A 24,587-nucleotide genomic window follows, 5' to 3' on the forward strand; every position below is an offset into this window, starting at 1 on the left:
TGTGTCAGGCGTCGCGGCGCGGACCTGCGGACGGGCTGACCTCGAACAGGTGCGGGGCGACGAAGCCCTCGGCGGCGAACCGCCCCCGCACCGCGTCGGCGAGGTGAGGCACGGCACCGCGGTCGACGAGGGCGATCGCGGCACCGCCGAAGCCGCCGCCGGTCATGCGCGCACCCACCGCCCCTGAGGTGAGGGCGGTCTCCACCGCGGCGTCGAGCTCCGGCGTCGAGATCTCGAAGTCGTCGCGCATCGACGCGTGGGACGCGACGAGGAGGTCGCCGATGCCGCGTGCGCCCGCGGTGCGCAGCGTCGCCACCGTGTCCCGCACGCGCTGGTTCTCCGTGACGATGTGGCGCACGCGGCGGAAGGTCATGTCGTCCATCAGGCTCTCGGCGCGGGCGAGGTCGGCCACGGCGACGTCGCGCAGCGCGGGCACTCCGAGGATCGCGGCTCCGCGTTCGCAGGCGGCGCGGCGTTCCCGGTAGCCGCCGGTGGAGTGCGCGTGCGTGACGCGGGTGTCCATCACGAGCACCGCGAGGCCGGCGTCGGCCATGCCCAGCGGCACGACGTCGGCGGCGAGAGAGCGGCAGTCGAGGAAGATCGCGGCGTCGGGCTCCCCGAGCATCGAGGCCATCTGGTCCATGATGCCGGTGGGCGCGCCGACGGCCTCGTTCTCCGCCGTGCGTCCGATCCGGGCGAGGGCGACGGCATCGAGGCCGGCGTCCCAGAGCTCGTTCAGTGCCGTGGCCGTCGCGCCCTCGATCGCGGCGGACGACGAGAGCCCGGCCCCGACCGGGACGTCGGAGGCGATCGCGATGTCCAGGCCGGAGACCGTGGCCGCGGGGGCGGTCGCGCGGAGCGCCCAGGCGACGCCGAGCGGGTACGCAGCCCACTCCGGCACCGCGGGCGCCGTGCCCGGCGGGGTGGGGAAGAGACGGTCGAGGTCGTCGAGAGCGATCTCGACCGGCTCGTCCGCGAAGGTCGAGGCGACGCGGAGCCGCCGGTCGGCACGGCGGCCGACGGCGGCGACCGTGCGCTGCGGGATCGCGAACGGCAGCACGAAGCCGTCGTTGTAGTCGGTGTGCTCGCCGATGAGGTTCACGCGCCCCGGGGCCGACCAGACGCCGTCCGGCGTGCGCCCGGCGAGGGCGGCGAAGAGGTCGACGGCGGCGTCGTGTGCGGAGGTCATGCGGAGGCTTCCTGGTCGACGCGAGCGAGCGCCTCGCGGAGTCGGGCGGCCCCCTGCTCGGGGGCGACCTCGGCGGCCCAGGCCCACATCGCGGCCTCGGAGCCCGCGAGGAACTTGAGCTTGTCGGCGGCGCGGCGGGGGCTCGTGAGCTGCAAGTGCAGACGCACGCTCTCGCGGCCGACGTGGACCGGAGCCTGGTGCCACGCGGCGATGTACGGGGTGGGGCTGTCGTAGAGCGCGTCGACGCCGCGGAGGAGACGGAGGTAGAGCGGGGCGAGCTCGTCGCGCTCCTCCGCCGTGGTCTCGGCGAGGTCGGGCACGTGCCGATGCGGCATGAGGTGCACCTCGAGCGGCCACCGCGCCGCGAAGGGCACGAACGCGGTCCAGTGCTCGCCGCGGAACACCACCCGCTCGGAGGCCTGCTCCTCCGCGAGGATGCGGGCGAAGAGGTCGGGTGCGGTGCGGTCGACGGCGTCCAGCACCCGGGCGGTGCGCGGGGTCACATAGGGGTATGCGTAGATCTGCCCGTGCGGGTGGGGGAGGGTCACGCCGATCGCCTCGCCGCGGTTCTCGAACGGGAAGACCTGCTGGATCCCGGGCAGGGAGGACAGAGCGGCGGTGCGGTCGGCCCAGGCCTCGATCACGGTGCGGGCGCGGGTCGCGGTCTGGGTGCCGAAGGAGCCGGAGTGCTCGGGGCTGAAGCACACGACCTCGCAGCGGCCGACGGCGGTGCGGGTGCGCCCGAGTCCGAGGGCCGCGAGGTCGTCGAGGCCGCGCGGGGGGTTCGTCGCCGCCGGGACGGTGCCGACGGGCTCGGCGAGAGCGGGGCCGAATGCGGGGGAGCGGTTCTCGAACACGGCCACGTCGTACCGGGACGGCACCTCGGACGGATTCCCCGGCGTCTGCGGCGCGAGCGGGTCGGCGTCGGCTCCCGGCATCATCACGCGGTTCTGGCGGTTGGCGGCGACGGTGATCCAGTCGCCCGTGAGAACGTCGAGCCGCATGGTCGCGGTGTCGGGTCGAGGGGCAAGGGTGCGGGCGTCGACCGACCGTTCCGCGCCGAGGGTCGTCTCCGGGTCGTCGTAGTAGATGAGCTCACGGCCGTCGGCGAGCGTGGTCGGGCGCTTGACGACACCGGCGCCGAGACGCTCCGTGCGCAACTCAGGAGATCTGGACGTGTTCACGTCAACATGGTAGGTCGGGCCGCGTGCTAACGTCAACATGACGGAGTTGTGAACGGAGGATCCCGTGGCCCGGAAGCTGTCGGCGTCGGTGTCCGCTCGCGTGTCCATGGCGACCGTGGCGGCGCGAGCCGGTGTCTCCGGACAGACCGTCTCCCGCGTCGTCAACGGCAGTCCGCGCGTGGACCCGCAGACGCGGGCGCGGGTCGAGGCCGCGATGACCGAACTGGGGTACCGGCCGCACCGGGCCGCGCGGGCGCTGCGCACCGGTCGCAGTCACACCCTCGGTCTCGTCGTGACCACCCTGGCCACGGTCGGCAACTCCCGGATGCTGCAGGCCACGGCCGAGGCGGCGGCGGAACGCGGCTATGCGCTCACGGTCGTCACGGCTGCGGACGGCGTGGACGCGGCGTTCGCCCGGCTCGCCGACCAGGGCGTCGACGGTGCCCTCGTGCTGAACGAGGCTTCGGCGCTGGTCCCTGCCGCCACTCTGCCGCCGGAGCTGCATCTTGTCGTCGTGGACGCTCCCGCAGGAGCCGGAGCGATCGTGGTGCACAGCGATCACGCCGCGGGAGCAGAGGCTGCCACGCGCCACCTGCTCGCCGCGGGGCATGAGACCGTCCACCACCTCGCGGGACCGGCGGAGTCGTTCGCCGCCGCCGAGCGCGAGCGCGGGTGGCGCGAGGCTCTGACGGCTGCCGGTCTCACGCCTCCGGCGGTCGTGCGCGGGGATTGGAGTGCGGAGTCCGGCTTCGCCGCGGGGGCGGCCCTGGCCCAGGCGACGGCGGTGTTCTGCGCCAACGACCAGATGGCGCTCGGGCTGCTGCGCGCGGTGGCGGAATCCGGACGCACGGTCCCCGGCGACGTCAGCGTGGTCGGCTTCGACGACATCGCGGAAGCGGCGAACTTCCTCCCGCCGCTCACGACGATCCGCCAGGACTTCCCGGCGCTCGCGCAGCGGGCGGTCACAGCGCTCATCGCCGCCGTGGAGGGCGACGCGGCGGCGACCGATCCCGCCGCGCCCGTGGTGGTGCCGACTCGGCTCGTCGAGCGCGCGAGTACGGCACGCCCCTGACGCTCACCCCCGCGGAAGGAACTCCTCGGGGCGGAAGCGTGTCGTGGCACCGTCCGGCCAGGACACCGCCGCGTCGCCTGCCTGCAGGTCGAGCTGCGGCACGCCGGGGGAACTCCCGAGAAGCACGCCGACGGCCATCCAGACGTCCGGCCGCACCGCCGCCGAGAGCCACGGGGTGGCGGTCTCCGGGCCGAGCGGGGTCGCGTCCCGCTCCCGTCGGGCCCCTGCGGTCGCACCGTCGACTCCGAGGAGTCCGATGACCCGGCTCTGCGTCTCGCCGCCGAGGGCGAGGGCGGCGGTGACAGCCGCGGGGCCGGTCTCGACGACCGTCGGGGAGGACAGCGCCCAGCCGCCGATGCGGAGGACGTCGCCGTCGCGGATCACCCCGTCCGTCCCCGCGCCCGCCCGGACCCGCACGAGCCGCACCTCCCACGGTCCGCGGAGCGCCGACATCACGTCGACCATGGGGCCGACCGTGGTCTCGGCGGCCGCGCCGCCTCCGCCGACATCGAACTCCGCGCGGAAGCCGTCGTGCCAGTGCACGGGGCCGGAGGAGCCGCCGAGCACGGCGTCGTCGACCTTCCGCAGCGCTCCGGTCGCGAAGCCGGAGCGATGGCTCGCTCGGCCGCCACGCACCACGGCGACCGTGCCGTCGAGCGGATCACGGACTCCGGGGCCGGCGAGCACGGGCGCGGTCGCGGTCGAGTACCCGAGCTTCGCGTACAACGGCGCATCCGGCTGGTGGGCACCCGGCATCCGGTGGTCGGTGCCGTGGTTGACCACACGCACGATGCCGTCCGCGGTACCCGTCGCGAGCCACCCCGGGGCGATGAGGACGCGGGTGAACGGACCCCGATCGATCGGCAGGGGCTGTTCGACGGCCGTCCAGAACGGATGCGCCGCGGGCAGGGCGAGCGGCAGGAGACCCTTCGCCGCCCAGTACGGAGAGCCGGGGCCGGAGTAGTCCTGGGCGAGCGGACGCCAGGCGCCGTGCCAGCCGAGTGGCAGCACTCCGGTCGCATCCGGCGCACCGCGGTCGGTGAAGTGCCGGACCTGACCGCTCACCGCCCGGCGCAGGAGGCCGGGGTCGTGCCGCGAGGTGCCGGAGAACGCCGCGACCCCGGCCGCGGCGGCCGTCGCGAAACGGTAGGTGAGGCTGCGGCCCTGGATGAGTGGTCCTCCGTCGGCGCCGACGAGGTGCAGCGCGTCGTCGAGGAACGCGTCCAGCCGCCGGCGATACCGGGCGGTGCGATCCGCGTGGCGCGGCTCCTCGCCGACCATGTCCGCCCAGAGCAGCGGGTAGAAGGACAGCGCCCAGCCGGCGTAGTGGTCGAACGATCGCGCGGCGCCGTCCGCGCTCCATCCGCCGTCCCGCTCGAAGCCGTCGAGCAGCGCGAAGTCGGCTGCGCGGTCCGCGTCGGAGGACGGCCCGCGGACGCTCTCCAGGAACTGCTCGACGAGCACCCGGAACCAGGCCCAGTTGTTCGGCGGATGGCTCCCACCGACGACGGCCGCCAGGTAGTCCACGGTGCGGGTCCGGGCGCTGTCGTCCAGGCGCGCCCACACCGTGTCGCGGGTGAGGTGCAGACCCAGGGCGAGCGCCGCGGCCTCGACTTTCGCCTGGTCGACCTCGTCGGGGCGCGGCCACCGTTCGGCACCGGCCGGATCGACACCTGCCGCCAGCCCTCTGGCATACCGCTCGGCCAACGGCTCTGTGCCGCGTGGGTCGCCGGCGATGCGGAACGCGGCCAGCAGGAACGTGCGGCTGAAACCCTCGAGCGCGTCGACCGCGGCGCCGAAGCCGCCAGGCGCGCCGGGGTACCGGATGCCCGCGCCCGCCGGGCTCGCATGACGGGCGGCCCCGTCGAGGATGGCATCGGCCACCGTCATCAGGTGCGCGCGCGTCCATCCCGTGTGCGGGGAGAGCGCCCGGTCTTCCGGAGGCAGCGCGAGGATCGTCATGCGCTGTGCGCGAGGTCGGCGCGGTGCACGGGGTGTCGAGGCGGACGGCCGGCCACCCACGCCTCGAGCTCGTCGAGGGCGGCGTCGGCCAGCCGGTGCGCCTCGGTGCCGAGCGAGCCGGCGAGGTGCGGGGTGACCGCGACGTTCGGCAGGTGCAGCAGCGGGTGGTCGGGCGGAAGCGGCTCCGGATCGGTGACGTCGAGGATCGCGTCGAGGCGACCGGAGGCGCACTCCGCGAGCAGCGCGTCGTGATCGAGGAGGGCACCGCGCGCGGTGTTGAGCACGGTGGCGCCGTCGTGCAGGGCCGCGAGCTGCGCGCGGCCGATCATCCCCCGCGTCGCGGGCAGCGCCGGTGCGTGCAGGGAGAGCAGGTCGACGGCGGGGAGCAGGGCGTGGAGTGGGACGAGCCGTGCGCCCGCCGCGGCCACCTCTTCGGCGTCCGCGTACGGGTCGGCGACGAGCACCTGCAGTCCGGGGAAGGGCCGCAGCAGGTCGACGACGCGGCGCCCGATGCGGGAGAACCCGACGATGCCCACCGTGCGGTCGAGGTTGCCGATGCGGCCGGTGACGCGGGGCCCGATGCGCAGGTCGCGCTGTGCGTCGTCCCCGCGGAGCGGGAGGAGGGCGCGTTTGCCGGAGAGCAGGATCATCGCGAGTGTGTACTCGGCGACGGGGGCCGCGTTGGCCTCGGCGGCGGACGTGAGCAGGATGTCGCGCTCCCAGAAGGCGTCGGACACGACGCCGCGCACGCTCCCCGCCGCATGGAACACCGCGCGGAGTCGGGGGAGCCGGTCGAGCAGGGCCGCGTCCAGGAGGGGGGCGCCCCAGCCCGTCACCAGCACCTCGATCCCTGACACGCGGTCGGCCGCGGCCGCCGCGTCGAGCGTGGGCGTGTGCAGCGGGGTGCCGGGGGCCACGAGCGTCCGCAGACGGGCGCGCCGAGCGTCGTCGAACACGAGGTCCCACGCCTCCGTGGAGAGGGCGGCGATGGTGAACGGTCGGTGGGCCATGAGTCTCCGCGGGTCTCGGGTATGCGCTTGCCGAAGCGTGCCGTTCCAGTGAAGACTGTGCGTTCGAGCCCAGGCAACGTGATCGAACAGGAACCATCCAGATCGAACACACTCGTACACGGAAGGCAGCCGGATGCTGATCCCCCGCATCACCCTCGAAGATGTGCGGCACGTCGGGAGGATCGTGTGACCGAAGAGCGTCCCACCCCGCGTTTCGGCCTCTCCCGCCGCGAGCGCATCCTGGACGAGCTGCGCCGTACCGGCGCCGTGCGCGTCGCCGAGCTCGCCCGTGACTTCGGGGTGGCCGAGCTCACCATCCGTCGCGACATCACCGCGCTGGCGGACCGCGGACTGCTGACCAGGGTGCACGGGGGAGCAGTGCTGCGGAGCGCGCTGGACACGACCGTCGCCCGCGCTGCCCTTCCCGGGCCGCAGTTCCGCATCGGCATGGTGGTGCCGTCGCTGAGCTACTACTGGCCGCAGGTCGTCGTCGGCGCCCGGAGCGCCGGGGTGGAGACCGGGGTGCAGCTCGTGCTCCGCGGAGCCAGTTACGCCGCGCAGGACCAGCGTCGCCAGATCGCGGCGCTCCTGGAATCCGGAACCGTGCACGGCCTCATCGTGGCCCCCGAGACGCAGGGCGCCGACGGACACGCGCTGCTCTCGTGGCTGGACACGCTCCCGGTTCCCGTCGTGCTGGTCGAGCGCCGGACCCCGCCCGCGCTCGCCCTCACCCGGATGCAGACCGTGGCGACGGACCACGCGTTCGGGGGTGCGCTCGCCGCCGGGCACCTCGCCGCGCTCGGACACCGGCGGGTCGGGATCCTCACGTCGCCGCAGTCGCCGACCTCCGCCGGGCTCCGGCAGGGCTGGTCGCGGGCGGTCGCGGAGCTCGGTCTCGCGGTGGGCGTGGATCGCGATGCGGCGCTGGACCGGATGGAGGGGCCCGCGCAGGCGGACGTCGTTTCCTCGGTGTTCGCCGAGATCCGTGACACGGGCACGACCGCGCTGCTCGTGCACTCGGACCCGCAGGCGCTCCTGCTCCAGCAGCATCTGCAGGATGCGGGCTGGCGGCTGCCCGACGACCTCTCCCTGATCGCCTACGACGACGAGGTCGCGGAGCACGGCTCCCCTCCGCTCACCGCGCTGCGGCCGCCCAAGCAGCACGTCGGACGCCGCGCGGTGGAGCTTCTCCGGGATCGGCTGCGCGAGGGGACCACCCGGCCCGCCGAGCGCGTGGAGGTCGCCCCGGCGCTGCACGTGCGGGCGAGCACGGCCCCTCCGCGTTAGGCGCGGTTGCGAGGTCGAGCGTCTCATGCCATGATCTCGGAAAGCGCTTACCAACATTCTCCTGTCAGCGCCGACAGCTTCCACCGAGAGGAACGGACCGAGATGGCACAGGCCCCCACCCGCGAGATCGGGATCATCATGAACGGCGTCTCCGGGCGCATGGGATACCGGCAGCACCTGGTGCGGTCGATCCTCGCGATCCGTGACGACGGCGGGATCGAGCTCCCCGACGGCAGCCGCGTGACCGTGCGGCCGATCCTCGTCGGACGCAGCGAGGCCAAGCTGGCCGAACTGGCGGCGAAGCACGGCATCGAGGACTGGACGACCGATCTGGACGCGGCCCTCGCCGACCCGCAGTGGGAGATCTACGCCGACTTCCTCGTCACGAAGGCCCGGGCATCCGCGATCCGGAAGGCCATCGCCGCCGGCAAGGCGATCTACACCGAGAAGCCCACGGCCGAGTCGCTCGACGAGGCTCTGGAGCTCGCCCGCCTCGCCCGCGACGCCGGTGTGAAGACCGGCGTCGTCCACGACAAGCTCTACCTCCCGGGGCTGCAGAAGCTCAAGCGCCTCATCGACTCGGGCTTCTTCGGCCGCATCCTCTCCGTCCGCGGCGAGTTCGGCTACTGGGTGTTCGAGGGCGACTGGCAGCCCGCGCAGCGTCCGAGCTGGAACTACCGCACCGAGGACGGCGGCGGCATCATCACCGACATGTTCCCGCACTGGAACTACGTCCTGGAGAACCTGTTCGGCGAGGTCAAGAGCGTCTACGCGCAGGCCGCGGTGCACATCGCCGACCGCTGGGACGAGAAGGGCGAGCACTATACGGCCACGGCCGAGGACGCCGCCTACGGCATCTTCGAGCTCGACGGCGGGGCGATCGCCGAGATCAACTCCTCGTGGACGGTGCGGGTGAACCGCGACGAGCTCGTGGAGTTCCAGGTCGACGGCACGCACGGCTCCGCGGTCGTCGGACTGTTCGGTGCGAAGATCCAGCCCCGCAACGCCACGCCCAAGCCCGTGTGGAACCCCGACCTGGAGGACAGCCACGACTACGACGCCGACTGGCAGCAGGTGCCGACGAACGACGTGTTCCAGAACGGCTTCCGGCAGCAGTGGGAGGAATACCTCACCTCGTTCGCCCTCGGGACGGACTACCCGTTCGACCTGCTCGCCGGCGCGCGCGGGGTCCAGTTCGCCGAGGCCGGACTCGCGTCCAGCGCCGAGGGACGCAAGATCGTGCTCGAGCCCCTGACCCTGGACGAGGCATGACCACCCTCCGCCTGCTCGCCGCCGACGGCCGCACCGCCGACACGGAGCTCCGCGAGGTCGCCGGTGTCACGCGGCCGGAGGGCCCGCTCCGCAGCCGGGTGGCCTACGCCGCCGCGCACGTCGTCCCGAAGGTCCACGCGGACAACACCCCGGGGCAGCCGGCCGACATCGACTGGGATGCGACCCTCGCGTTCCGCCGCAACGTGTACTCGTGGGGTCTCGGCGTCGCCGACGCGATGGACACCGCGCAGCGCAACATGGGGCTGGATGCGGCGGCGGTGCGCGAGCTCATCGCCCGCAGCGCCGAGGTCGCCCGCGAGGAGGGCGGCACGGTCGTGGTCGGGGTCAACACCGATCATGTCGACGAGGAGCGCATCCCGCTCGATCAGGTGATCGCCGCCTATCTCGAGCAGCTGCACTTCGCCGAGGAGCAGGGGGCGGGGCCGGTGCTCATGGCCTCGCGCCACCTGGCTCGGGTCGCGGAGACCGCCGACGACTATCGCCGCGTCTACCGCGAGGTGCTCTCCCGCGCGTCGGTCCCCGTCGTGCTGCACTGGCTCGGCACCGCGTTCGACCCGGAGCTCGCGGGCTACTTCGCGCCCTCGTCGCCCGCCGGGAGCGGTGGTCCCGCGTGGCAGGAGGCCGCCGGGATGCTGCTCGACATCATCGGCGAGAACCGCGCCGCTGTCGCCGGGGTGAAGATGAGCCTGCTCGACGCGGACTCCGAGGTGTGGGTGCGCGAGCGGCTGCCGGAGGGCGTGCGCATGTTCACCGGCGACGACTTCCACTACGTCGGCCTCATCGGCGGGGACAGCCTGACCGGGGCTGCCGCGCCCGAGGGGTCCGCGTCGCGCGGCCACTCGGATGCGCTGCTCGGCGCGTTCGCCGCGCTCGCCCCGGTGGCCTCCGCCGCGATCCAGGCCCTCGACGCGAACGACCCGGAGCGGTACCTCGACCTCCTCGGCCCGACGGAGGAGTTGAGTCGGCAGGTGTTCGCGGCACCGACCTACTACTACAAGACCGGGGTCGCCTTCCTGTCCTGGCTCAACGGCCATCAGCCCGCGTTCCAGATGGTCGGGGGGCTGCATTCCGCGCGGAGCCTGCCGCACCTCAGCCGCATCGTCGAGCTGGCGAACGGGGCGCTCGCCCTGGAGCGGCCGGAGCTCGCCCGGGAGCGATGGCACGGCCTGCTCCGGCTGAACGGGGTGGACGCATGACCGCCCCCCGGAGCCTGGCGGCGGAGCGCGAGTCCCGGACACCCGGCGTCGGGACCGTGCCGCATCCGCGGCTCTCGATCAACCAGGCCACCGTGAAGCACGCGGACCTCGCCACGGCCCTGCGCGTCACGGCGGCGGCGGGGGTCGAGGCCATCGGCCTGTGGCGGGAGCCCGTGCAGGCGGTGGGACTCGATGTCGCCGCCCGCATGCTGACCGACTCCGGCCTGCGCTTCACGACGCACTGCCGCGGGGGCTTCTTCACGCTTCCGGCCGGTCCGGAGCGTGACGCCGCGCTCGACGACAACCGCCGAGCGATCGAGGAAACGGCCACCCTCGCGGCAGCCGGTGCGGAGGGCTCGACCGCGGTGCTCGTCCTCGTCGCCGGCGGTCTGCCCGAGGGGTCGCGTGACCTCGTCGGGGCGCGTGAGCGTGTCCGCGACGCCATCGGCGCCCTCGCGGACGACGCTCGCGCCGCCGGGGTCACCCTTGCGATCGAGCCGCTGCATCCGATGTACGCCTCCGACCGTGCCGTGGTCTCCACCCTCGGTCAGGCGCTCGACATCGCCGCGGACTTCGACTCTGCCGTGGTCGGTGCCGCGGTCGACACGTTCCACATCTGGTGGGATCCGCAGGTGCTCGACCAGATCGCCAGGGCCGGACGGGAGGGCCGCATCGCCACGTATCAGGTGTGCGACTGGAAGACCCCCCTCGCCGCAGACCCCCTGCTCTCCCGGCACTATCCGGGGGACGGAGTGATCGACTTCGGCACCCTCACGCGGGCGGTGCAGGACACCGGCTACGACCGCGACATCGAGGTGGAGATCTTCCATGCCGACGTCTGGGCCGACGACCCGGCCCGTGTGGTCCGGCGCACGGCCGAGGCCTTCGCGACGGCGGTCGCCCCCCACTTGTGAGCCCCGGTGACCCCCATCCCCGGTCCCTCCTTGGTCCCGGTCCCTCGGTCTCCGGCCCCTCCTTAGTCCCGGCGTGGTCCCGGATGCACGACCCGTTCCCGGATGCACGGGCCGTTCCCGGATGCACGGCCCGTCCCCGGGTGTCGGTCGTCCCGACGTGCCCGGGTCGTGTATCCGACCCAGTCCCATCGTCCCAGTCCCGTCGTCGTGTGTCGGTCGTCGTGTGTCGGTCGACGAGGGACACCTGCACGACCCGGGTCCGTGGGCACGATCAGACCTAGGTTTCGGTCGTGCAGGCGGGACGGGGTCGTGCAGGTGGGACTCGAGGACGGGGAACGGAACGGGCCGGGACGTCCGACCGAGGAGCCCGGGGGTCAACGGGCCGGGACGTCCGACCAAGGAGATCGGGAGGACTGAGAGGATGACGGGATGACGGGGATCCGTGCGGGACTGTGCTCGGTGACGTTCCGTGCCCTGCCGCCGGAGAGGATCGTCGCGCTCGCGGCCGCCGCGGGTCTCGACGTGATCGAGTGGGGCGGGGACGTGCATGTGCCACCGGGGGAGGTCGGCCGCGCGGCGGAGGTCGCGCGGATGACCACGGATGCCGGGCTCGCCGTCGCGTCCTACGGGTCGTACTTCCGCGCCGGATCGGAGGAGTCGCTGACCGCGGTCCTCGACAGTGCCGCGGCCCTCGGAGCCGACCGCGTGCGGGTGTGGGCAGGGAGTCACGGCTCGGCGGAGGTGTCCGCGCAGGAGCGTGCCCGCGTCGTGACGCGGCTCCGCGCGGCGGCGGTCGAGGCGGCTGCCCGCGGCATCGGGCTCGCCCTGGAGTTCCACGGCGGCACGCTCGCCGACACCGCCCCGGCCACCCTCGCGCTCCTGCACGAGGTCGACCACCCGATGCTGTCGACGTACTGGCAGCCCACGGTCGGCGCCGCCGTCCCCGCGGTGCTCGAGGAGTTCCGTCGGCTCAGCCCCCATGTCTCCGCCGCTCATGTCTTCTCCTGGTGGCCGCGCACCGAACGGCACCCGCTGCGCTCGAGGTCCGCGCTCTGGACACGGTTCTTCGCGGAAGCGGCCGCCACCCCGCACCCGCCGCGTGACGCCCTGTTGGAGTTCGTGCCCGACGACGCCCCCGAGCTCCTCGCCGGTGAGGCCGCCGCCCTGCTCGGTTTTCTCGGACGGCGGCCGTGAGCGTCCCTCGAAGCGGATCCGTCCTCGTCGGTAGGCTCGGAGCATGACCCCGTCCGCCACACCGGCAGAGCCGCCGGCCGCGCGTCGCCCCCGTCACGCCCGGGGACCGGCGCCCACGCTGCATGACGTCGCGCTCGAGGCCGGGGTCTCGCTGGCGACCGCCTCTCGCGTGCTGAACGGTTCCGAGCGCAAGGTCGCGGCGCCCTTCCGGGAACGCGTGGAGGCCGCCGCCGAGGCCCTCGGCTACACCGCCAACGTCTCCGCGCAGGCGACCGCCCGCGGACGCTCGCCGGTGATCGCGCTCCTCGTCGCGGACATCGCCGACCCCTACTTCGGACTCATCGCATCGGGCGTCGCGCGGGGTGCCGACGAGCAGGGTCTCGTCGTGACCGTGGCCATCACCGAGCGCGACCCGGCGCGGGAGGCGCGGATCGTCCGTGCGCTGCGCGGGCAGCGACCGCAGGGGCTCATCCTCGCCGCCTCGCGCACGCAGGAGGAGGGGCAGGCGGAGACCGCCCGCGAGCTCGCCGAGTTCACCCGCCTCGGGGGCCGTGTCGTCGCCTTCGGCGCGGACGGCGACGGCGACCGCCGGGTGGAGATCGACAACCGGGCCGGGGCCGCCGCGCTCGGCCGTCGGATGGCGGAACTCGGGTATCGCTCGGCAGTGCTCGTCGGGGCGGCGGAGGGCGTGCGCACCTCGGACGACCGGCTGGCGGGCTTCCGCGCCGGATTCGCGGAGGGCGGCGGCGAGGTCGCGCAGACCGTCCGCGGAGACTTCCGCCGCGAGTCGGGGGCGACGGCGATGGCCGACGCCCTGGCAGCCGGAGTCCCCGAGGGTACCGTCGTGTTCGGCATCAGCGACGTGGTGGCCATCGGGGCGATGGCGGCCATCCGCGCGGCGGGCCGGGAGGTCGGCGTGGACATCGCCGTCTGCGGTTTCGACGACGTGCCCTCGAGTCGCGATGTGACACCGGCCCTCACCACGGTCTGCGTGCCGCTGAGCGATGCCGGGTATCAGGCCTTCCGGGCGATCGTCGACGAGGACTGGCAGCAGCCGACGCTCCCGCTTGAGGTGGTCGTGCGCGCGAGCACCCCGGGGCTCCGGGCATGACCCGCGTCGTCATCGCTCCGGACAGTTTCAAGGGCACGATCACGGCGGCGGAGGCCGCGGCAGCGCTCGCCGACGGCTGGCGGGAGGTCGAGCCGGCGGCGGACATCGTCCTCCGCCCGATGGCCGACGGCGGGGAGGGGACCGTCGCGGCGTTCGCGACGGCCGTACCGGATGCACAGCGCATGCCGGTCACCGTCGACGGCCCGGCGGGCGCTCCCGTCGAGACGTCCTGGCTGCTCCTGCCGAGCACGACCGATGCTCCCGGCGGCACGGGCGTCGTCGACATCGCCTCGACCTCGGGCATCGAGCTCCTCGACGGCCTGCGGCCCTGGGATGCCGATACGACCGGCTTCGGGCAGGCGATCGCCGCCGCCCTCGATCACGGCGTCTCGCGACTGATCCTCGGCATCGGCTCCAGCGCCTCGACCGACGGCGGCACCGGCATGCTCGCCGCCCTCGGCGCGCGCTTCCTCAACGGGGACGGTCGGCCGGTCGCGAGGGGAGCCCGGGGTCTGGCGGACATCGCCACGGCGGATCTCGGCGCGCTGCGCACCGCGCCGGATGTCCGCGTGCTGACCGATGTCACGAATCCGCTCACCGGGTCTCGCGGCGCGGCGGCGGTGTTCGGTCCGCAGAAGGGGCTCACGGAGCCCGGCGACATCGCCCGGGTCGACGACGCGCTCGCCGGTCTCGCCGCCCTCCTTCCCGTCGATCCGCAGCTCCCCGGCACGGGTGCCGCCGGCGGTACGGGGGCGGCGCTCGTGCGCTGGGGCGGGATCCTCGCCCCGGGGGCGGCCGAGGTGGCCGCGCTCGTCGATCTGGCCGGGGCCGTCCGTGGCGCCGAGGCCGTGATCACCGGCGAGGGGTCGTACGACGGACAGTCGGGTGACGGGAAGGTGCCGTCCTTCCTCGCCGCGCTCGCCGTCGAGGCGGGGGCGCGTCCTCTGCTCGCCGCGGGTCGGATCGCGGACGATGCCGACGCCGGCCTGTTCACGCGGGCCGTGTCGCTGACCGCGTTGGCGGGGTCGTCCGCCGCCGCCGTGGCCGACCCCGCGCGCTGGCTTCGGGTCGCAGGCGCGGAGCTGGCCCGGTCGCGGTGACCGATCCGGAGGCCGCGCCGACGCGCGAGATCCGCGCGGGCGCGACACGGTGCGTTGACACGGCAGAACGGTCGGCATAGACTCGCAACACCGAACGGGAATGCGCTTTCCCGAATCCTTCACGAAGATGTCGAGGACCCCATGTCGTCTGCCCCCTCCGCGACCATGACCCTGGCGATCGCCGCCGACCGCCCCGAGCCTCCGGGCATCGTCCGCTGGTGGAGCCGTCACTGGCACCCGCTCGTCTTCGTGCTCGCGGTGCTCGCCCTCTGGTGGGTCTCCACGAGCCTCGGGTGGGTGCCCGCCTTCATCATCCCGTCGCCCGCCGACACCTGGGCCGCCTTCACCGACAACGCCGCCTACCTCGCGCAGAACACCTGGGTCACCACCTACGAGACCGTGATCGGCTTCGTCATCGCGGTCGTCGTCGGGGTCCTCGTCGCCGTGCTCATGGTGTACTCGCGGGGCCTGGAGCAGACGCTCTACCCGGTCATCCTCTTCGCCCAGGTCATCCCGAAGATCGCGATCGCTCCGCTGTTCGTGGTCTGGCTCGGGTTCGGCGCGGAGCCGAAGATCCTCGTGGCCGTGCTCATGGCGTTCTTCCCGGTCGTCATCTCGGGTCTCGCCGGCCTGCGCACCGTCGACCCGGAGATCCTCCAGCTCGCGTCGACCATGGGAGCGAGCCGCTTCAAGACCTTCCTCAAGGTGCGGCTGCCCGCGGCGCTGCCCGAGCTCCTCTCCGGTCTCAAGGTCGCCGCGACGCTCGCGGTCACCGGTGCCGTGGTCGGCGAGTTCGTCGGCGCGAACGAGGGCCTCGGCTACGTGATCCTGCAGGCCAACGGCAACCTCGACACCGCCATGCTCTTCGCCGCGCTCATCATCATGTCGCTGCTCGGCGTCATCCTCTTCGGCATCATCCAGATCGCCGAGCGCTTCCTCATCCCGTGGCACGCCTCCAAGCGCGACGTCGCCGCGGCCACCGTCCGACTCTGACCCCCCTCGCCCCCACGAAAGAAGGCACTGATGAAGAAGTCAGGCACCATCCTCAGCTCGATCGCCCTCGCGTCCGCCGCGGTGCTCGCCCTCTCCGGCTGCGGAGGATCGACGACCCCGGCGAGCTCCGGCGACGGTGACGGCGGGGAGCTCACGCCGGTCACCCTCATGCTCAACTGGTACCCGTACGGGGAGCACGCGGCGTTCTACTACGGCGTCGACCAGGGCATCTTCGAGGAGCACGGCATCGATCTCACGATCAAGGCCGGCCAGGGCTCGACGAAGACCGCGCAGGCCGTCGGGCAGGGGCAGGTCGACTTCGGCTGGGCGGACACCCCCGCCGTCCTCGCGAACATCGACAAGGGCGTCGGCATCAAGAGCGTCGGCGTCTTCCTGCAGACCACGCCGTCGGCCGTGCAGGTCTTCGCCGACTCCGGCATCTCCAGCCCCGAAGACCTCAAGGGCAAGACCATCGCGGTCTCCGCGGGCGACGCCCCGACCACGACCTTCCCGATGTACCTCGAGGCCGTGGGCCTGGAGGAGGGCGATGTGACGCAGCAGAACCTCGACGCCGCAGGGAAGATCGCCGCCATGCTCTCGGGCAAGGTCGACGGCCTCATCGGCTTCGCGCACGACCAGGGTCCGACCATCGCCGACAAGAGCGGCAAGGACGTCGAGTACCTGCGCTACTCTGACGCCGGCCTGAACTTCTTCAGCAACGGTCTCATCGCGCCGACCGACACGATCGAGGGCGACCCCGAGCTCGTCGAGGCGCTGGTCGCGGCGACCTCCGAGGCCTTCGCCGCGGCGCAGGAGGACCCCGAGGCGGCCGTGGCCGCGATGGAGGGCAAGGACCCGCAGATGCCGTCGCAGGAGGTCCTGCTGCACCAGTGGGAGGAGACCATCGAGCTGCTCCACACCGACGCCACCGAGGGTGAGGCTCCCGGCGCGAACGCGACCGAGGACTGGGAGTCCACGCTGGAGGTGCTGTCCGAGGCCGGGCTCATCTCGGGCGACGGCGACGTGGACACCTACTTCGACGACGCCTTCACCCCCGGGAAGTGAGACCGATCGTCATGGACACTCACGTTCAGCAGGAGCGCGGACCCGCGACCACGAGCACCGCTCCGGCGCTCGAGGTCTCGGATCTCGCGATCACCTTCGCCTCCAAGCGGCGCCAGGTCACGGCTCTCGAGGGCGTCGACCTGCGCGTCGAGGAGGGGGAGTTCCTCTCCATCGCCGGGCCCTCCGGCTGCGGCAAGTCGACCCTCCTGAAGGCCGTCGCCGGACTCACCGCGCCGAGCCGGGGCAGCATCCGCCTGCGCGGCGACGAGGTCCGGGGTCCGCGGCAGGACATCGGCTACGTGTTCCAGCGGGCGGCGCTCCTGGAATGGCGCAGCGTTCGCGGCAACATCCTCCTGCAGGCCGAGATGCGCGGGATGGACATGCGCAAGGCCCAGGCCCGTGCCGACGAGCTCATCGAGATGACCGGTCTCACCGGCTTCGAGAAGTCGCTGCCGCACGAGCTCTCCGGCGGCATGCAGCAGCGGGTGTCGCTGTGTCGGGCGCTGCTGCACGAGCCGCGGGTGCTGCTCATGGACGAGCCGTTCGGTGCCCTCGACGCCCTTACGCGTGAGCGCATGAACGTCGAGCTCAACCGGATCTGGAGCGCCACCGGCACGACCGTGCTGCTCGTGACCCACTCGGTCGCGGAGGCCGTCTACCTCGCCAGCCGCGTCATCGTGATGGGTCCGCGCCCCGGACGGATCCTGGAGGAGCACCGCGTCGACCTCCCGGCCCGCCGCGGCTACGCCGACGTTCTGGAGACGGAGGAGTTCCACCGCGTCTCCAGCCGCGTCCGCGAGCTCCTCGGCTCCTCCACCGACGCCGACTGACCCCGTCCCGTCCCGCCCCGCCCCACCCCACCCCGTCCCGCCCCGCCCGGGATCGAAACCGCCCCTCCGCGAAGGCCCCCAGGGACGTTTTGGATCCCGCGACAGGGGTGGCCGGCGGGACGGGATCGAAACCGCTCCTCCGCGGTCTTCCGGAGCGACGTTTTCGATCCCGCGACAGGGGTGGCCGGCGGGACGGGATCGAAACCGCTCCTCCGCGATCTCTCGCAGGGACGTTTTCGACCCCGCGACCGGGAGCGGTGGGCGGAAGACGGGCGGCCGACCTGCGACAACGGAAGGACTCGTCGCCACGGCCTTGGGACGTACGCGCGCACTCGGCGGATTCGCTCGACCCGGGTCGCGGGATCGATTACGTCCCTCTCCGGCGCGTGCCAGGCGCACTCTCGATCCCGCACGAGGTGTCCACCGGGGTGCGGGATCGAAGACTCCCCTCGGCGGTGGCCGAGGGGAGCGGTTTCGATCCCGCGGCACCTGCGGATCCCGCGGGGGCGGAGTCAGTCGCCGAGGGCGGCGGACACCACGGCGCGGGCTTCGGCCTGCACCTCGGCGAGGTGCTCGGGGCCGCGCAGGCTCTCGGCGTAGAGCTTGTAGACGTCCTCGGTGCCGGACGGCCGCGCGGCGAACCACGCGTGCGGGGTCTGCACCTTCAGGCCGCCGATCGCCGCACCGTTGCCGGGAGCGTGTGAGAGCTTCGCGATGATGTCCTCGCCGGCGAGGGTGGTCGCCGTCACCGATTCCGGAGTCAGCTTGCCCAGCGTCGCCTTCTGCTCAGGGGTGGCCGGGGCGTCGACGCGCTGGTAGGCGGACGAACCGAAGGCGTCCTCGAGTTCCGCGTAGCGCTGCGACGGGGTCTTGCCGGTCACCGCGAGGATCTCCGCCGCGAGCAGGCAGAGGAGGATGCCGTCCTTGTCGGTCGACCACACGGAGCCGTCGTGCCGCAGGAACGAGGCCCCCGCCGACTCCTCGCCGCCGAACGCCACGGAACCGTCGAGCAGCCCGGGCACGAACCACTTGAAGCCGACCGGGACCTCCAGCAGACGCCGCCCGAGCGACTCGGCCACGCGGTCGATGATCATCGACGACACGAGCGTCTTGCCGACCGCCGCCTCGCGCGGCCAGTGCTCCCGGTGCGAGAAGAGGTAGTCGATGGCGACGGCGAGGAAGTGGTTCGGGTTCATGAGCCCGGCGTCGGGGGTGACGATGCCGTGCCGGTCCGCGTCCGCGTCGTTCCCGGTGAGGATGTCGTAGTCGCCCTTCTTCGCGACGAGCGACGCCATGGCCGACGGAGACGACGGGTCCATCCGGATCTTCTCGTCCCAGTCGAGGGTCATGAAGCGCCACGTGGGGTCGACCTCGGGATTGACGACCGTGAGGTCGATGTCGTGCATCTCGGCGATCAGCGACCAGTACTCCACCGAGGCGCCGCCCAGCGGGTCCGCGCCGATACGTACGCCGGCGCGGCGGATCGCCTCGATGTCGATGATCGACGGGAGGTCGCGCACGTAGGCGTCGCGGAAGTCGTATCCGGTGATGGCGTCCCAGTCCACGTCGGCGAAGCGCTCGCGGCGCACCTCGGCCAGGCCGCCCGCGATGAGCTGGTTGGCGCGGTCGGCGATCCAGCCGGTCGCATCCGTGTCGGCGGGACCGCCGTGGGGCGGGTTGTACTTGAAGCCGCCGTCGCGGGGCGGGTTGTGCGAGGGGGTCACGACGATGCCGTCCGCGCGGCCCGGGTCGTCGGCGGCGCGGTCGCGGTTGTACGTGAGGATCGCGTGACTCAGCGCCGGGGTCGGCACCCAGGAGTCCCGGGCGTCGACGCGCACGTCCACTCCGTTCGCGAGCAGGACCTCGATGGCGCTCCGCTCTGCGGGGAGGGAGAGGGCGTGGGTGTCGCGCCCCAGGAAGAGGGGGCCGGTGATGCCCTGCGCCGCACGGTAGTCGACGATCGCCTGGGTCGTGGCGAGGATGTGGTTCTCGTTGAAGCTCTTGGTGAGCGACGAGCCGCGGTGGCCGCTGGTGCCGAACACGACCCGTTCGCTCGGGACGTCCGGGTTCGGCACGCGGTCGTAGTAGGCGGCGATCAGCTCGTCGACGTCGATCAGGTCACTTTCCTCCGCGGGGAGGCCGGCACGGCTGCTCATGCACTCAGTCTGCCCCGTGCGGCGGATGCTCGCATCCGGCTTGACATGCGGGATTGCGATGAGTCACCGAGGGATAGGCTGAACGCCGTGACTGCACGCCGCACCTACAGCTATCTCGGACCAGCCGGAACCTTCACGGAGGCGGCGCTCGACCAGGTGGCCGAGGCCAGGGGGCAGGACTGGCGGCCGGTGCACAACGTGGGTGAGGCGCTCGCGGATGTGCTCGAAGGACGCAGCGACGCGGCCATGATCGCGATCGAGAACTCCATCGAGGGCGGTGTGTCCACCACGCAGGATGCGCTGGCGACTCTGCCGGGGCTCCGGATCATCGGCGAGTACCTCGTGCGGGTGAACTTCGTCCTCGTCGCACCGCGCGGCACCACTCTCGACCAGGTCGAGGTCATCGCCGCGCACCCTGTCGCCTACGCGCAGTGCCACGGCTGGCTCGGCGAACACCTTCCGACCCACTCGCACGTGCCGGCGGCGAGCAACGTCGCCTCGGCCATCGGTGTCCTCGACGGCAGCTCGCCCGCGCAGGCCGCGATCGCCGCCCCGGGTATCGTGCAGCACTACGACGTGGACGTCCTCGCCGAGGGCATCGGCGACAACGCGGCGGCCGTGACCCGGTTCGTCCTCGTCACGCGGACCACGCGTTCGCCCGCGCCGACCGGTGCCGACAAGACCTCGTTGATCGTGGAGCTCCCGCACGACCACCCTGGTTCGCTCCTCGAGATGCTGGAGCAGTTCTCGACGCGCGGCATCAACCTCTCGCTCATCGAGTCCCGGCCGATCGGCGACGAGCTCGGCCGGTACCGGTTCGTGATCGACGCGGACGGTCACATCGAGCACGAGCGGATGGCCGACGCCCTGCTCGGGATCCGCCGCTTCAGCCCCCGCGTGGTGTTCCTCGGGTCCTATCCCCGTGCCGATCGGCAGATCGTGCAGTACCCCGACCGCTACTCGGACGAGGTCTTCATCGAGGCCCGCGACTGGCTCCGCGGCATCCTCTCCGGCGAACCCGAGGCCTGAGTCTCGCCGCGGCCCGTGCGTCGCGCGCCCCCGTGTGCCGTGCGCATGCGGGATCCATCTCGCGCCTCCCCGACGCGGGCAACGCGCGGATTCCGTCCCGCAGTCCCGCAGTCCCGCAGCCCCGGAGTCCCGGAGTCCTGGAGTCCCGCAGGGATGCCGGGTGCGGGATCGAAAACGCACGTCCCCGACCCGACTCGCGCACGTTCTCCATCCCGCATCGCGCCGCATCATCCACGTGGGTTCGAGAATGCGCGTCTCCGGGCGCGGCGAGGAACCCTTTTGATCCCGGCACCTGAGGCTGTGCGGGACGAGCGCGTCTGATCCCCGTACTCGTGGCCATGCGGGGCAGCGTCCGGACACACCCACGCCGAGATACCGCCTCGCTCCCGCGGTAGCGATCACTGCGGGGTCAGATTCGCGCCTGTCCCCGTCGCAGGAGGCGCCTTTTCGATCCCGCACGCGTGGAGTGGGGTGCTCAGTGCTCCTGGAACCGCGGCCAGGCGCTGCCCGGCAGCATGCGGGCATGTAGCGCGCCCTTCGCGGAGGCGAGGCTGGGATAGGTGCCCGCTGCCGCGTCCGCTCCCGCCATGGTCACCACATAGCCGTCCTCATCGTGGCGGATGCTCCCCACCACACCGTTCGTCCCGTAGGCGACCCACAGTGCGAGTGTCTTGGTGCTCATCGTCGAACCCCTCTCTCTGCGGCCGAGGCTACGCCTCAGTGCGGCCCGGGGCCAGCCCCTTCCCGGGGAGAAGCCTTCCCGTTCGGCCCGTGACACGGACCTCAACCCCAGAGGTGGCGTCGAACGTCGAGCGCACGACGGACGCGCGCGGCGAGAACCGTTCCGCCATCGCGCAGATCGAGCTCGGTCATCCGGATCACGAGCCACCCGTGGTCTTCGAGGTCGCGTTGGCGCCGGATATCGGCCCGCCACTGATCGCGGTCCGTCCGGTGGCCGTCGCCTTCGTATTCGATGGCGATGCGGTATTCCGGATAGGCGAGGTCGACCCTGGCGAGGAAGCGTCCGCCCGGGGAGACGACGTGCTGGACGGCGGGCTCCGGCAGTCCGAGGCTCACGAGCAGCAGGCGGGTCTCCGTCTCCTTCGGGGACTCGACACCCGGGCGCGCGAGCGGCAGCGCCTCTCGGATGCGGCCGCACCCGGGGAAGCGTCCCCATCGCACCAAGTGCCGTTCGATGCTGTCCGCGGTTGCCACAGGCCGGCCCGTCCTCAGCCCCGGATAGACATCGGACGCCGTTAGGAGGGCATCAAGCGCGACGACCATCGGCGTCGACGCGAACTCCCGTGCACACAGGAACAGTGTGCTGACCGGGTCGACCGTCGGCACTCCGTTGATGTGCCACGCATCTGCCCGTCCGGGCGCGATACGGCGCCCCCGGACACCGGCCGTCCGGGGCGGTGATGTCCCGGTGGGCACAGCGACATCGAGGGGCTCGCCGGGTGACCAGCGGACGGGTGTGGGAAGGCCCCACAGTCGCAGGGCCGTACGGCCGGCGAAGGCCTGGCCCTGGCGGAGGCGCGGCAGGTAGGAGGCGACTCGATCGTCGAAGGTGGCGGGCTCCACCGTCGACCGCACGCCGGCGAACGGCCGCGAGAGGTCTCGGCTGGAGTACCTCTTCCGCCCGACCCCGATGGCAGCGGCGTCACGGACGGCGAAGTGAGGGCCGAGGTCAGGTGGAAGAGGGATCCGGTGTCGCATGCGTCCATGCTGTCCGTGGTGGGCCCGCCCTCCGACGGTCTGCTTTCACTCGTCTGACTCCTGTGGAAAACCCGAACCGACGTGGACCTGTGGCGGAGACGTCCCCGTCGAGCGGGATCAGAGATGCCCCTCCGATGGCGGTCCGAGGCACGTTTCTGGTCCCGCGTGCCGAGGCGCTCGGCGCACATGGCGTGAGCGAGGGGGCGGCGGGTGTCAAGGGTGCGGGATCAAAAAGGTGCCGCGCAGGGCAGGCGGGGGACCGTTATCGATCCCGCACCTCGGAAGGGGCCGGACCCGGGGATCAAAAGAGTGCCGGCCGGACCGCGCGGGGGACCGTTATCGATCCCGCGGCGCGACTCACGATCCCGCGGCGCGACTCACGCGCCCGCGACGCGACTCACGCGCCCGCGACGTGACTCACGCGCCCGGGACGCGAGACGCGACTCACGCGCCCGCGACGAGCTCCAGCGTCTGGGCGCGCCCCGCAGCCGAGTCCTTCGGCTCCGCGTCGTAGGCTCCGGCGACGGGGGAGAGCATGACCTCGTCCACCCCGTAGGTCGTCGCGAAGGAGCGGACCTCCGCGGCGACGGACTCCCCGGTGCCGACGAACCACCGTGACCGCGCGGCCTCGACCACCTGGTCCGTTGCGGCGTCGTGCTCTGCGGCGAGGGCCTGTTCGATGGTCTCCAGCGCGACGAGCGGCTGGTTGAGCCGGAGTCGCGCCATCATCCGCAGCTGCGGGAGGGCGCGGGCCTCCGCCTCCTCCGCGGTCGGTGCCGCGACGGCGTTCACGGTGAGGAAGGTCCGCGGCTCCGGATGCTCCTCGCTCGGACGGTAGTTCGTGCGGTAGAGGTCGAGGGCGCGTTCCAGGCCCTGTCCGGAGAAGTGGTTCGCGAACACGTACGGCAGGCCGAGGGAGGCGGCGAGCTGTGCGGAGTAGTCGCTCGACCCCAGCAGCCACACCTCGGGCACTCCTGTCGCGGCGGGGGTCGCCCGCACGGTGTACTCCCCGCCGGAGGTGAAGCGCACGGTGGCGCCGTCGGCGGTGAAGAGCGCCGCGATGTCCTGCACGTGCCGGGGGAACTGCTCCACGTCGCTGGTGGTCCCGGACCCCCGGAGGAGCTGGGTGATCACGGGGTCGCTGCCGGGGGCGCGGCCGAGGCCCAGGTCGATGCGTCCGGGCGCGATGGCTTCGAGGGCGGCGAACTGCTCGGCCACGATGAGGGGCGCGTGGTTCGGGAGCATGACGCCGCCGGAGCCGAGACGGATGCGGGAGGTGCGCGTGGCGGCGGCCGCGATGAGGACCGGCGGCGTGGTCGAGGCGACCGCGGGCATGTTGTGGTGCTCGGCGAACCAGTACCGGCGGTAGCCGAGCCGGTCGGCGGTCGCGGCGAGGGAGAGGGAGGCGGAGATGGCCTCGGCGCTGGTCTGGCCGGAGCGGACCGGCACGAGGTCGAGGACGGAGAGGGCGACGTCGTTCATCTCCGGATGCAACCTCGGCGGCCGCTCCGGCATTCCCTAGGCGGCGAGTCGCGAGGCGGGGGTGAGCGCGTCGGCGAGAGCGGTGCGGGCGAGGCGGTAGCGGATGAGCCAGGCGGCGCTGTAGCTCTGTTCGGGCAGGTCGCGCAGCACCGCGCGATCTTCCGCCGGCAGTCCGTCCCGCGCCGCTTCGCGCAGGAGATCGTCGCGGGTCGCCGGGTACTCCATGTCGGCGAGGAAACGGTCGAGGGTCGGGGAGAGTGCCATGATTCGTCCTTTCCGTGCGAAGAGGAGAAGAGCGGGGGCGGCGCGAGTGCACCGCCCCCAGGATGATCAGGCGTCGATCGCCTGGCGCTGTTCGCCGGACTCGACGACGATCTTGCGCGGCTTCGCCCGCTCGCTGACGGGGATGACGACCGACAGGACACCGCTCTCATACGAGGCGCTGATGTTGTCGAGGTCCACACCGTCGCCGAGCGAGAACTGGCGCAGGAACGACCCGGCCCCGCGCTCGCGGGCGAGCCAGCGCACGCCCTCACGGGTGTCGGCCGTGCGCTGGGCGCGGATCGTGAGCTGACCGCCGTCGAGGTCGACGTCGATGGAGCCCGGGTCGGCGCCGGGGAGGTCGGCGTGCAGGATGTAGCGGTCCCCGTCGCGGTACAGGTCCACCGGCATCGACCGGGGCGCGCGCACGGAGTCCAAGACGCTCGCGGCGAAGCGGTCGAGCTGGCTGAAGGGATCGAAGGTCAGTGCCATGAGGTTTCTCCTTTCGTGCGGCCCTGCAAGGGCTGAGGTGGTGTGCAG

Annotated in this window: 22 protein-coding genes; 12 read left to right on the top strand and 10 right to left on the bottom strand. The window is 72.6% G+C overall.

The genetic code is table 11. From position 1 onward, the window contains the following. Nucleotides 1-4 precede the first annotated feature (4 nt). Together galK and galT are read right to left on the bottom strand one after the other, a co-directional pair. Nucleotides 5-1,189 carry a galactokinase gene (gene galK / locus M4D53_RS08285; protein ID WP_259953374.1) on the bottom strand — a complete coding sequence of 395 codons (1,185 nt, stop codon included), beginning with the start codon at nt 1,187-1,189 and terminating at the stop codon, nt 5-7. Further along, nucleotides 1,186-2,412: a galactose-1-phosphate uridylyltransferase gene (galT, locus tag M4D53_RS08290; RefSeq protein ID WP_396817757.1), complete on the bottom strand. Its 1,227-nt coding sequence runs from the start codon at nt 2,410-2,412 to the stop codon at nt 1,186-1,188. The genes galK and galT overlap by 4 nt, the downstream gene beginning before the upstream one ends. 67 nt (nt 2,413-2,479) lie before the next feature. Between galT and M4D53_RS08295 the strand changes: the two genes are divergently transcribed. Then, nucleotides 2,480-3,445: a LacI family DNA-binding transcriptional regulator gene (locus M4D53_RS08295; RefSeq protein WP_259953424.1), complete on the top strand. Its 966-nt coding sequence runs from the start codon at nt 2,480-2,482 to the stop codon at nt 3,443-3,445. Nucleotides 3,446-3,448: 3 nt separating this feature from the next. Here the strand turns inward: M4D53_RS08295 and M4D53_RS08300 are convergent, their stop codons facing one another. Both M4D53_RS08300 and M4D53_RS08305 read right to left on the bottom strand, forming a co-directional pair. Next, nucleotides 3,449-5,407: a DUF2264 domain-containing protein gene (locus M4D53_RS08300; RefSeq protein ID WP_259953378.1), complete on the bottom strand. Its 1,959-nt coding sequence runs from the start codon at nt 5,405-5,407 to the stop codon at nt 3,449-3,451. After that, nucleotides 5,404-6,417 carry a hydroxyacid dehydrogenase gene (locus M4D53_RS08305; RefSeq protein WP_259953380.1) on the bottom strand — a complete coding sequence of 338 codons (1,014 nt, stop codon included), beginning with the start codon at nt 6,415-6,417 and terminating at the stop codon, nt 5,404-5,406. Before M4D53_RS08305 ends, M4D53_RS08300 begins: the two co-directional genes overlap by 4 nt. Before the next feature lie 186 nt (nt 6,418-6,603). Between M4D53_RS08305 and M4D53_RS08310 the strand changes: the two genes are divergently transcribed. The 10 genes from M4D53_RS08310 (at nt 6,604) to M4D53_RS08355 (ending at nt 17,400) form a co-directional block, all read left to right on the top strand. Further along, nucleotides 6,604-7,704 carry a substrate-binding domain-containing protein gene (locus M4D53_RS08310; RefSeq protein ID WP_259953381.1) on the top strand — a complete coding sequence of 367 codons (1,101 nt, stop codon included), beginning with the start codon at nt 6,604-6,606 and terminating at the stop codon, nt 7,702-7,704. Nucleotides 7,705-7,806: 102 nt separating this feature from the next. Next, on the top strand, nt 7,807-8,976 hold the full coding sequence (locus tag M4D53_RS08315; RefSeq protein ID WP_187662457.1) for a Gfo/Idh/MocA family protein: 1,170 nt from the start codon (nt 7,807-7,809) through the stop codon (nt 8,974-8,976). After that, nucleotides 8,973-10,193: a DUF993 family protein gene (locus tag M4D53_RS08320; RefSeq protein ID WP_259953384.1), complete on the top strand. Its 1,221-nt coding sequence runs from the start codon at nt 8,973-8,975 to the stop codon at nt 10,191-10,193. The genes M4D53_RS08315 and M4D53_RS08320 overlap by 4 nt, the downstream gene beginning before the upstream one ends. Next, the gene (locus tag M4D53_RS08325) at nt 10,190-11,107 is read left to right on the top strand and encodes a sugar phosphate isomerase/epimerase family protein (RefSeq protein WP_259953386.1); all 918 of its coding nucleotides are present in this window, start codon (nt 10,190-10,192) and stop codon (nt 11,105-11,107) included. The genes M4D53_RS08320 and M4D53_RS08325 overlap by 4 nt, the downstream gene beginning before the upstream one ends. A gap of 429 nt (nt 11,108-11,536) precedes the next feature. Next, nucleotides 11,537-12,301 carry a sugar phosphate isomerase/epimerase family protein gene (locus M4D53_RS08330; RefSeq protein WP_259953388.1) on the top strand — a complete coding sequence of 255 codons (765 nt, stop codon included), beginning with the start codon at nt 11,537-11,539 and terminating at the stop codon, nt 12,299-12,301. A gap of 43 nt (nt 12,302-12,344) precedes the next feature. Continuing rightward, complete coding sequence (locus tag M4D53_RS08335) at nt 12,345-13,412, top strand: LacI family DNA-binding transcriptional regulator (protein WP_259953390.1); 1,068 nt, start codon at nt 12,345-12,347, stop codon at nt 13,410-13,412. Beyond that, nucleotides 13,409-14,512 (top strand): glycerate kinase, encoded by a 1,104-nt coding sequence (locus M4D53_RS08340; protein ID WP_259953392.1) that lies wholly within the window; start codon nt 13,409-13,411, stop codon nt 14,510-14,512. The genes M4D53_RS08335 and M4D53_RS08340 overlap by 4 nt, the downstream gene beginning before the upstream one ends. Before the next feature lie 141 nt (nt 14,513-14,653). Next, the gene (locus tag M4D53_RS08345; RefSeq protein WP_085605959.1) at nt 14,654-15,505 is read left to right on the top strand and encodes an ABC transporter permease; all 852 of its coding nucleotides are present in this window, start codon (nt 14,654-14,656) and stop codon (nt 15,503-15,505) included. A 30-nt stretch (nt 15,506-15,535) separates the two neighbouring features. Beyond that, entirely contained in the window at nt 15,536-16,570 is a 1,035-nt protein-coding gene (locus M4D53_RS08350) for an ABC transporter substrate-binding protein (RefSeq protein ID WP_259953398.1), read from the top strand. 11 nt (nt 16,571-16,581) lie between these two features. Then, on the top strand, nt 16,582-17,400 hold the full coding sequence (locus M4D53_RS08355) for an ABC transporter ATP-binding protein (RefSeq protein WP_101848251.1): 819 nt from the start codon (nt 16,582-16,584) through the stop codon (nt 17,398-17,400). Nucleotides 17,401-17,912: 512 nt separating this feature from the next. Here M4D53_RS08355 and pgm read toward each other — a convergent pair. Further along, nucleotides 17,913-19,556, bottom strand: a complete 1,644-nt coding sequence (pgm, locus tag M4D53_RS08360) for a phosphoglucomutase (alpha-D-glucose-1,6-bisphosphate-dependent) (RefSeq protein ID WP_187662450.1) — start codon at nt 19,554-19,556, stop codon at nt 17,913-17,915. Nucleotides 19,557-19,601: 45 nt separating this feature from the next. On the opposite strand from pgm, the gene pheA reads away from it, so the two are divergent. Beyond that, nucleotides 19,602-20,585 (top strand): prephenate dehydratase, encoded by a 984-nt coding sequence (gene pheA, locus M4D53_RS08365; protein WP_259953402.1) that lies wholly within the window; start codon nt 19,602-19,604, stop codon nt 20,583-20,585. 475 nt (nt 20,586-21,060) lie between these two features. Here pheA and M4D53_RS08370 read toward each other — a convergent pair whose 3' ends face one another. The 5 genes from M4D53_RS08370 to M4D53_RS08390 all read right to left on the bottom strand — a co-directional run bounded on the left by M4D53_RS08370 (nt 21,061) and on the right by M4D53_RS08390 (nt 24,539). Beyond that, nucleotides 21,061-21,267, bottom strand: a complete 207-nt coding sequence (locus M4D53_RS08370) for a methyltransferase (protein WP_101848254.1) — start codon at nt 21,265-21,267, stop codon at nt 21,061-21,063. A gap of 101 nt (nt 21,268-21,368) precedes the next feature. Further along, a complete protein-coding gene (locus tag M4D53_RS08375) occupies nt 21,369-22,304 on the bottom strand; it encodes an endonuclease domain-containing protein (RefSeq protein ID WP_259953406.1) in 936 nt (311 codons plus the stop codon). A gap of 444 nt (nt 22,305-22,748) precedes the next feature. Next, nucleotides 22,749-23,786, bottom strand: coding sequence for an LLM class flavin-dependent oxidoreductase (locus tag M4D53_RS08380; RefSeq protein ID WP_259953408.1), 1,038 nt, complete (start codon nt 23,784-23,786; stop codon nt 22,749-22,751). A gap of 36 nt (nt 23,787-23,822) precedes the next feature. After that, the gene (locus M4D53_RS08385) at nt 23,823-24,050 is read right to left on the bottom strand and encodes a DUF2795 domain-containing protein (RefSeq protein WP_259953410.1); all 228 of its coding nucleotides are present in this window, start codon (nt 24,048-24,050) and stop codon (nt 23,823-23,825) included. 66 nt (nt 24,051-24,116) lie between these two features. Then, nucleotides 24,117-24,539, bottom strand: a complete 423-nt coding sequence (locus M4D53_RS08390; protein ID WP_025105470.1) for an Hsp20/alpha crystallin family protein — start codon at nt 24,537-24,539, stop codon at nt 24,117-24,119. Nucleotides 24,540-24,587 lie beyond the last annotated feature (48 nt).

Source organism: Microbacterium meiriae (genome assembly GCF_025143875.1).
GTDB classification, from domain to species: Bacteria; Actinomycetota; Actinomycetes; order Actinomycetales; family Microbacteriaceae; genus Microbacterium; species Microbacterium meiriae.

What these genes read in the sequence shown, in the direction of transcription:
- galK (WP_259953374.1), bottom strand. Translation starts at nt 1,189, where the DNA reads ATGACCTCCGCACACGACGCCGCCGTCGACCTCTTCGCCGCCCTCGCC.
- M4D53_RS08375 (WP_259953406.1), bottom strand. Translation starts at nt 22,304, where the DNA reads ATGCGACACCGGATCCCTCTTCCACCTGACCTCGGCCCTCACTTCGCC.
- M4D53_RS08335 (WP_259953390.1), top strand. Translation starts at nt 12,345, where the DNA reads ATGACCCCGTCCGCCACACCGGCAGAGCCGCCGGCCGCGCGTCGCCCC.
- M4D53_RS08330 (WP_259953388.1), top strand. Translation starts at nt 11,537, where the DNA reads ATGACGGGGATCCGTGCGGGACTGTGCTCGGTGACGTTCCGTGCCCTG.
- galT (WP_396817757.1), bottom strand. Translation starts at nt 2,412, where the DNA reads ATGTTGACGTTAGCACGCGGCCCGACCTACCATGTTGACGTGAACACG.
- M4D53_RS08295 (WP_259953424.1), top strand. Translation starts at nt 2,480, where the DNA reads ATGGCGACCGTGGCGGCGCGAGCCGGTGTCTCCGGACAGACCGTCTCC.
- pheA (WP_259953402.1), top strand. Translation starts at nt 19,602, where the DNA reads ATGCGGGATTGCGATGAGTCACCGAGGGATAGGCTGAACGCCGTGACT.
- M4D53_RS08390 (WP_025105470.1), bottom strand. Translation starts at nt 24,539, where the DNA reads ATGGCACTGACCTTCGATCCCTTCAGCCAGCTCGACCGCTTCGCCGCG.
- M4D53_RS08315 (WP_187662457.1), top strand. Translation starts at nt 7,807, where the DNA reads ATGGCACAGGCCCCCACCCGCGAGATCGGGATCATCATGAACGGCGTC.
- pgm (WP_187662450.1), bottom strand. Translation starts at nt 19,556, where the DNA reads ATGAGCAGCCGTGCCGGCCTCCCCGCGGAGGAAAGTGACCTGATCGAC.
- M4D53_RS08350 (WP_259953398.1), top strand. Translation starts at nt 15,536, where the DNA reads ATGAAGAAGTCAGGCACCATCCTCAGCTCGATCGCCCTCGCGTCCGCC.
- M4D53_RS08325 (WP_259953386.1), top strand. Translation starts at nt 10,190, where the DNA reads ATGACCGCCCCCCGGAGCCTGGCGGCGGAGCGCGAGTCCCGGACACCC.
- M4D53_RS08385 (WP_259953410.1), bottom strand. Translation starts at nt 24,050, where the DNA reads ATGGCACTCTCCCCGACCCTCGACCGTTTCCTCGCCGACATGGAGTAC.
- M4D53_RS08305 (WP_259953380.1), bottom strand. Translation starts at nt 6,417, where the DNA reads ATGGCCCACCGACCGTTCACCATCGCCGCCCTCTCCACGGAGGCGTGG.
- M4D53_RS08320 (WP_259953384.1), top strand. Translation starts at nt 8,973, where the DNA reads ATGACCACCCTCCGCCTGCTCGCCGCCGACGGCCGCACCGCCGACACG.
- M4D53_RS08300 (WP_259953378.1), bottom strand. Translation starts at nt 5,407, where the DNA reads ATGACGATCCTCGCGCTGCCTCCGGAAGACCGGGCGCTCTCCCCGCAC.
- M4D53_RS08380 (WP_259953408.1), bottom strand. Translation starts at nt 23,786, where the DNA reads ATGAACGACGTCGCCCTCTCCGTCCTCGACCTCGTGCCGGTCCGCTCC.
- M4D53_RS08340 (WP_259953392.1), top strand. Translation starts at nt 13,409, where the DNA reads ATGACCCGCGTCGTCATCGCTCCGGACAGTTTCAAGGGCACGATCACG.
- M4D53_RS08345 (WP_085605959.1), top strand. Translation starts at nt 14,654, where the DNA reads ATGTCGTCTGCCCCCTCCGCGACCATGACCCTGGCGATCGCCGCCGAC.
- M4D53_RS08370 (WP_101848254.1), bottom strand. Translation starts at nt 21,267, where the DNA reads ATGAGCACCAAGACACTCGCACTGTGGGTCGCCTACGGGACGAACGGT.
- M4D53_RS08355 (WP_101848251.1), top strand. Translation starts at nt 16,582, where the DNA reads ATGGACACTCACGTTCAGCAGGAGCGCGGACCCGCGACCACGAGCACC.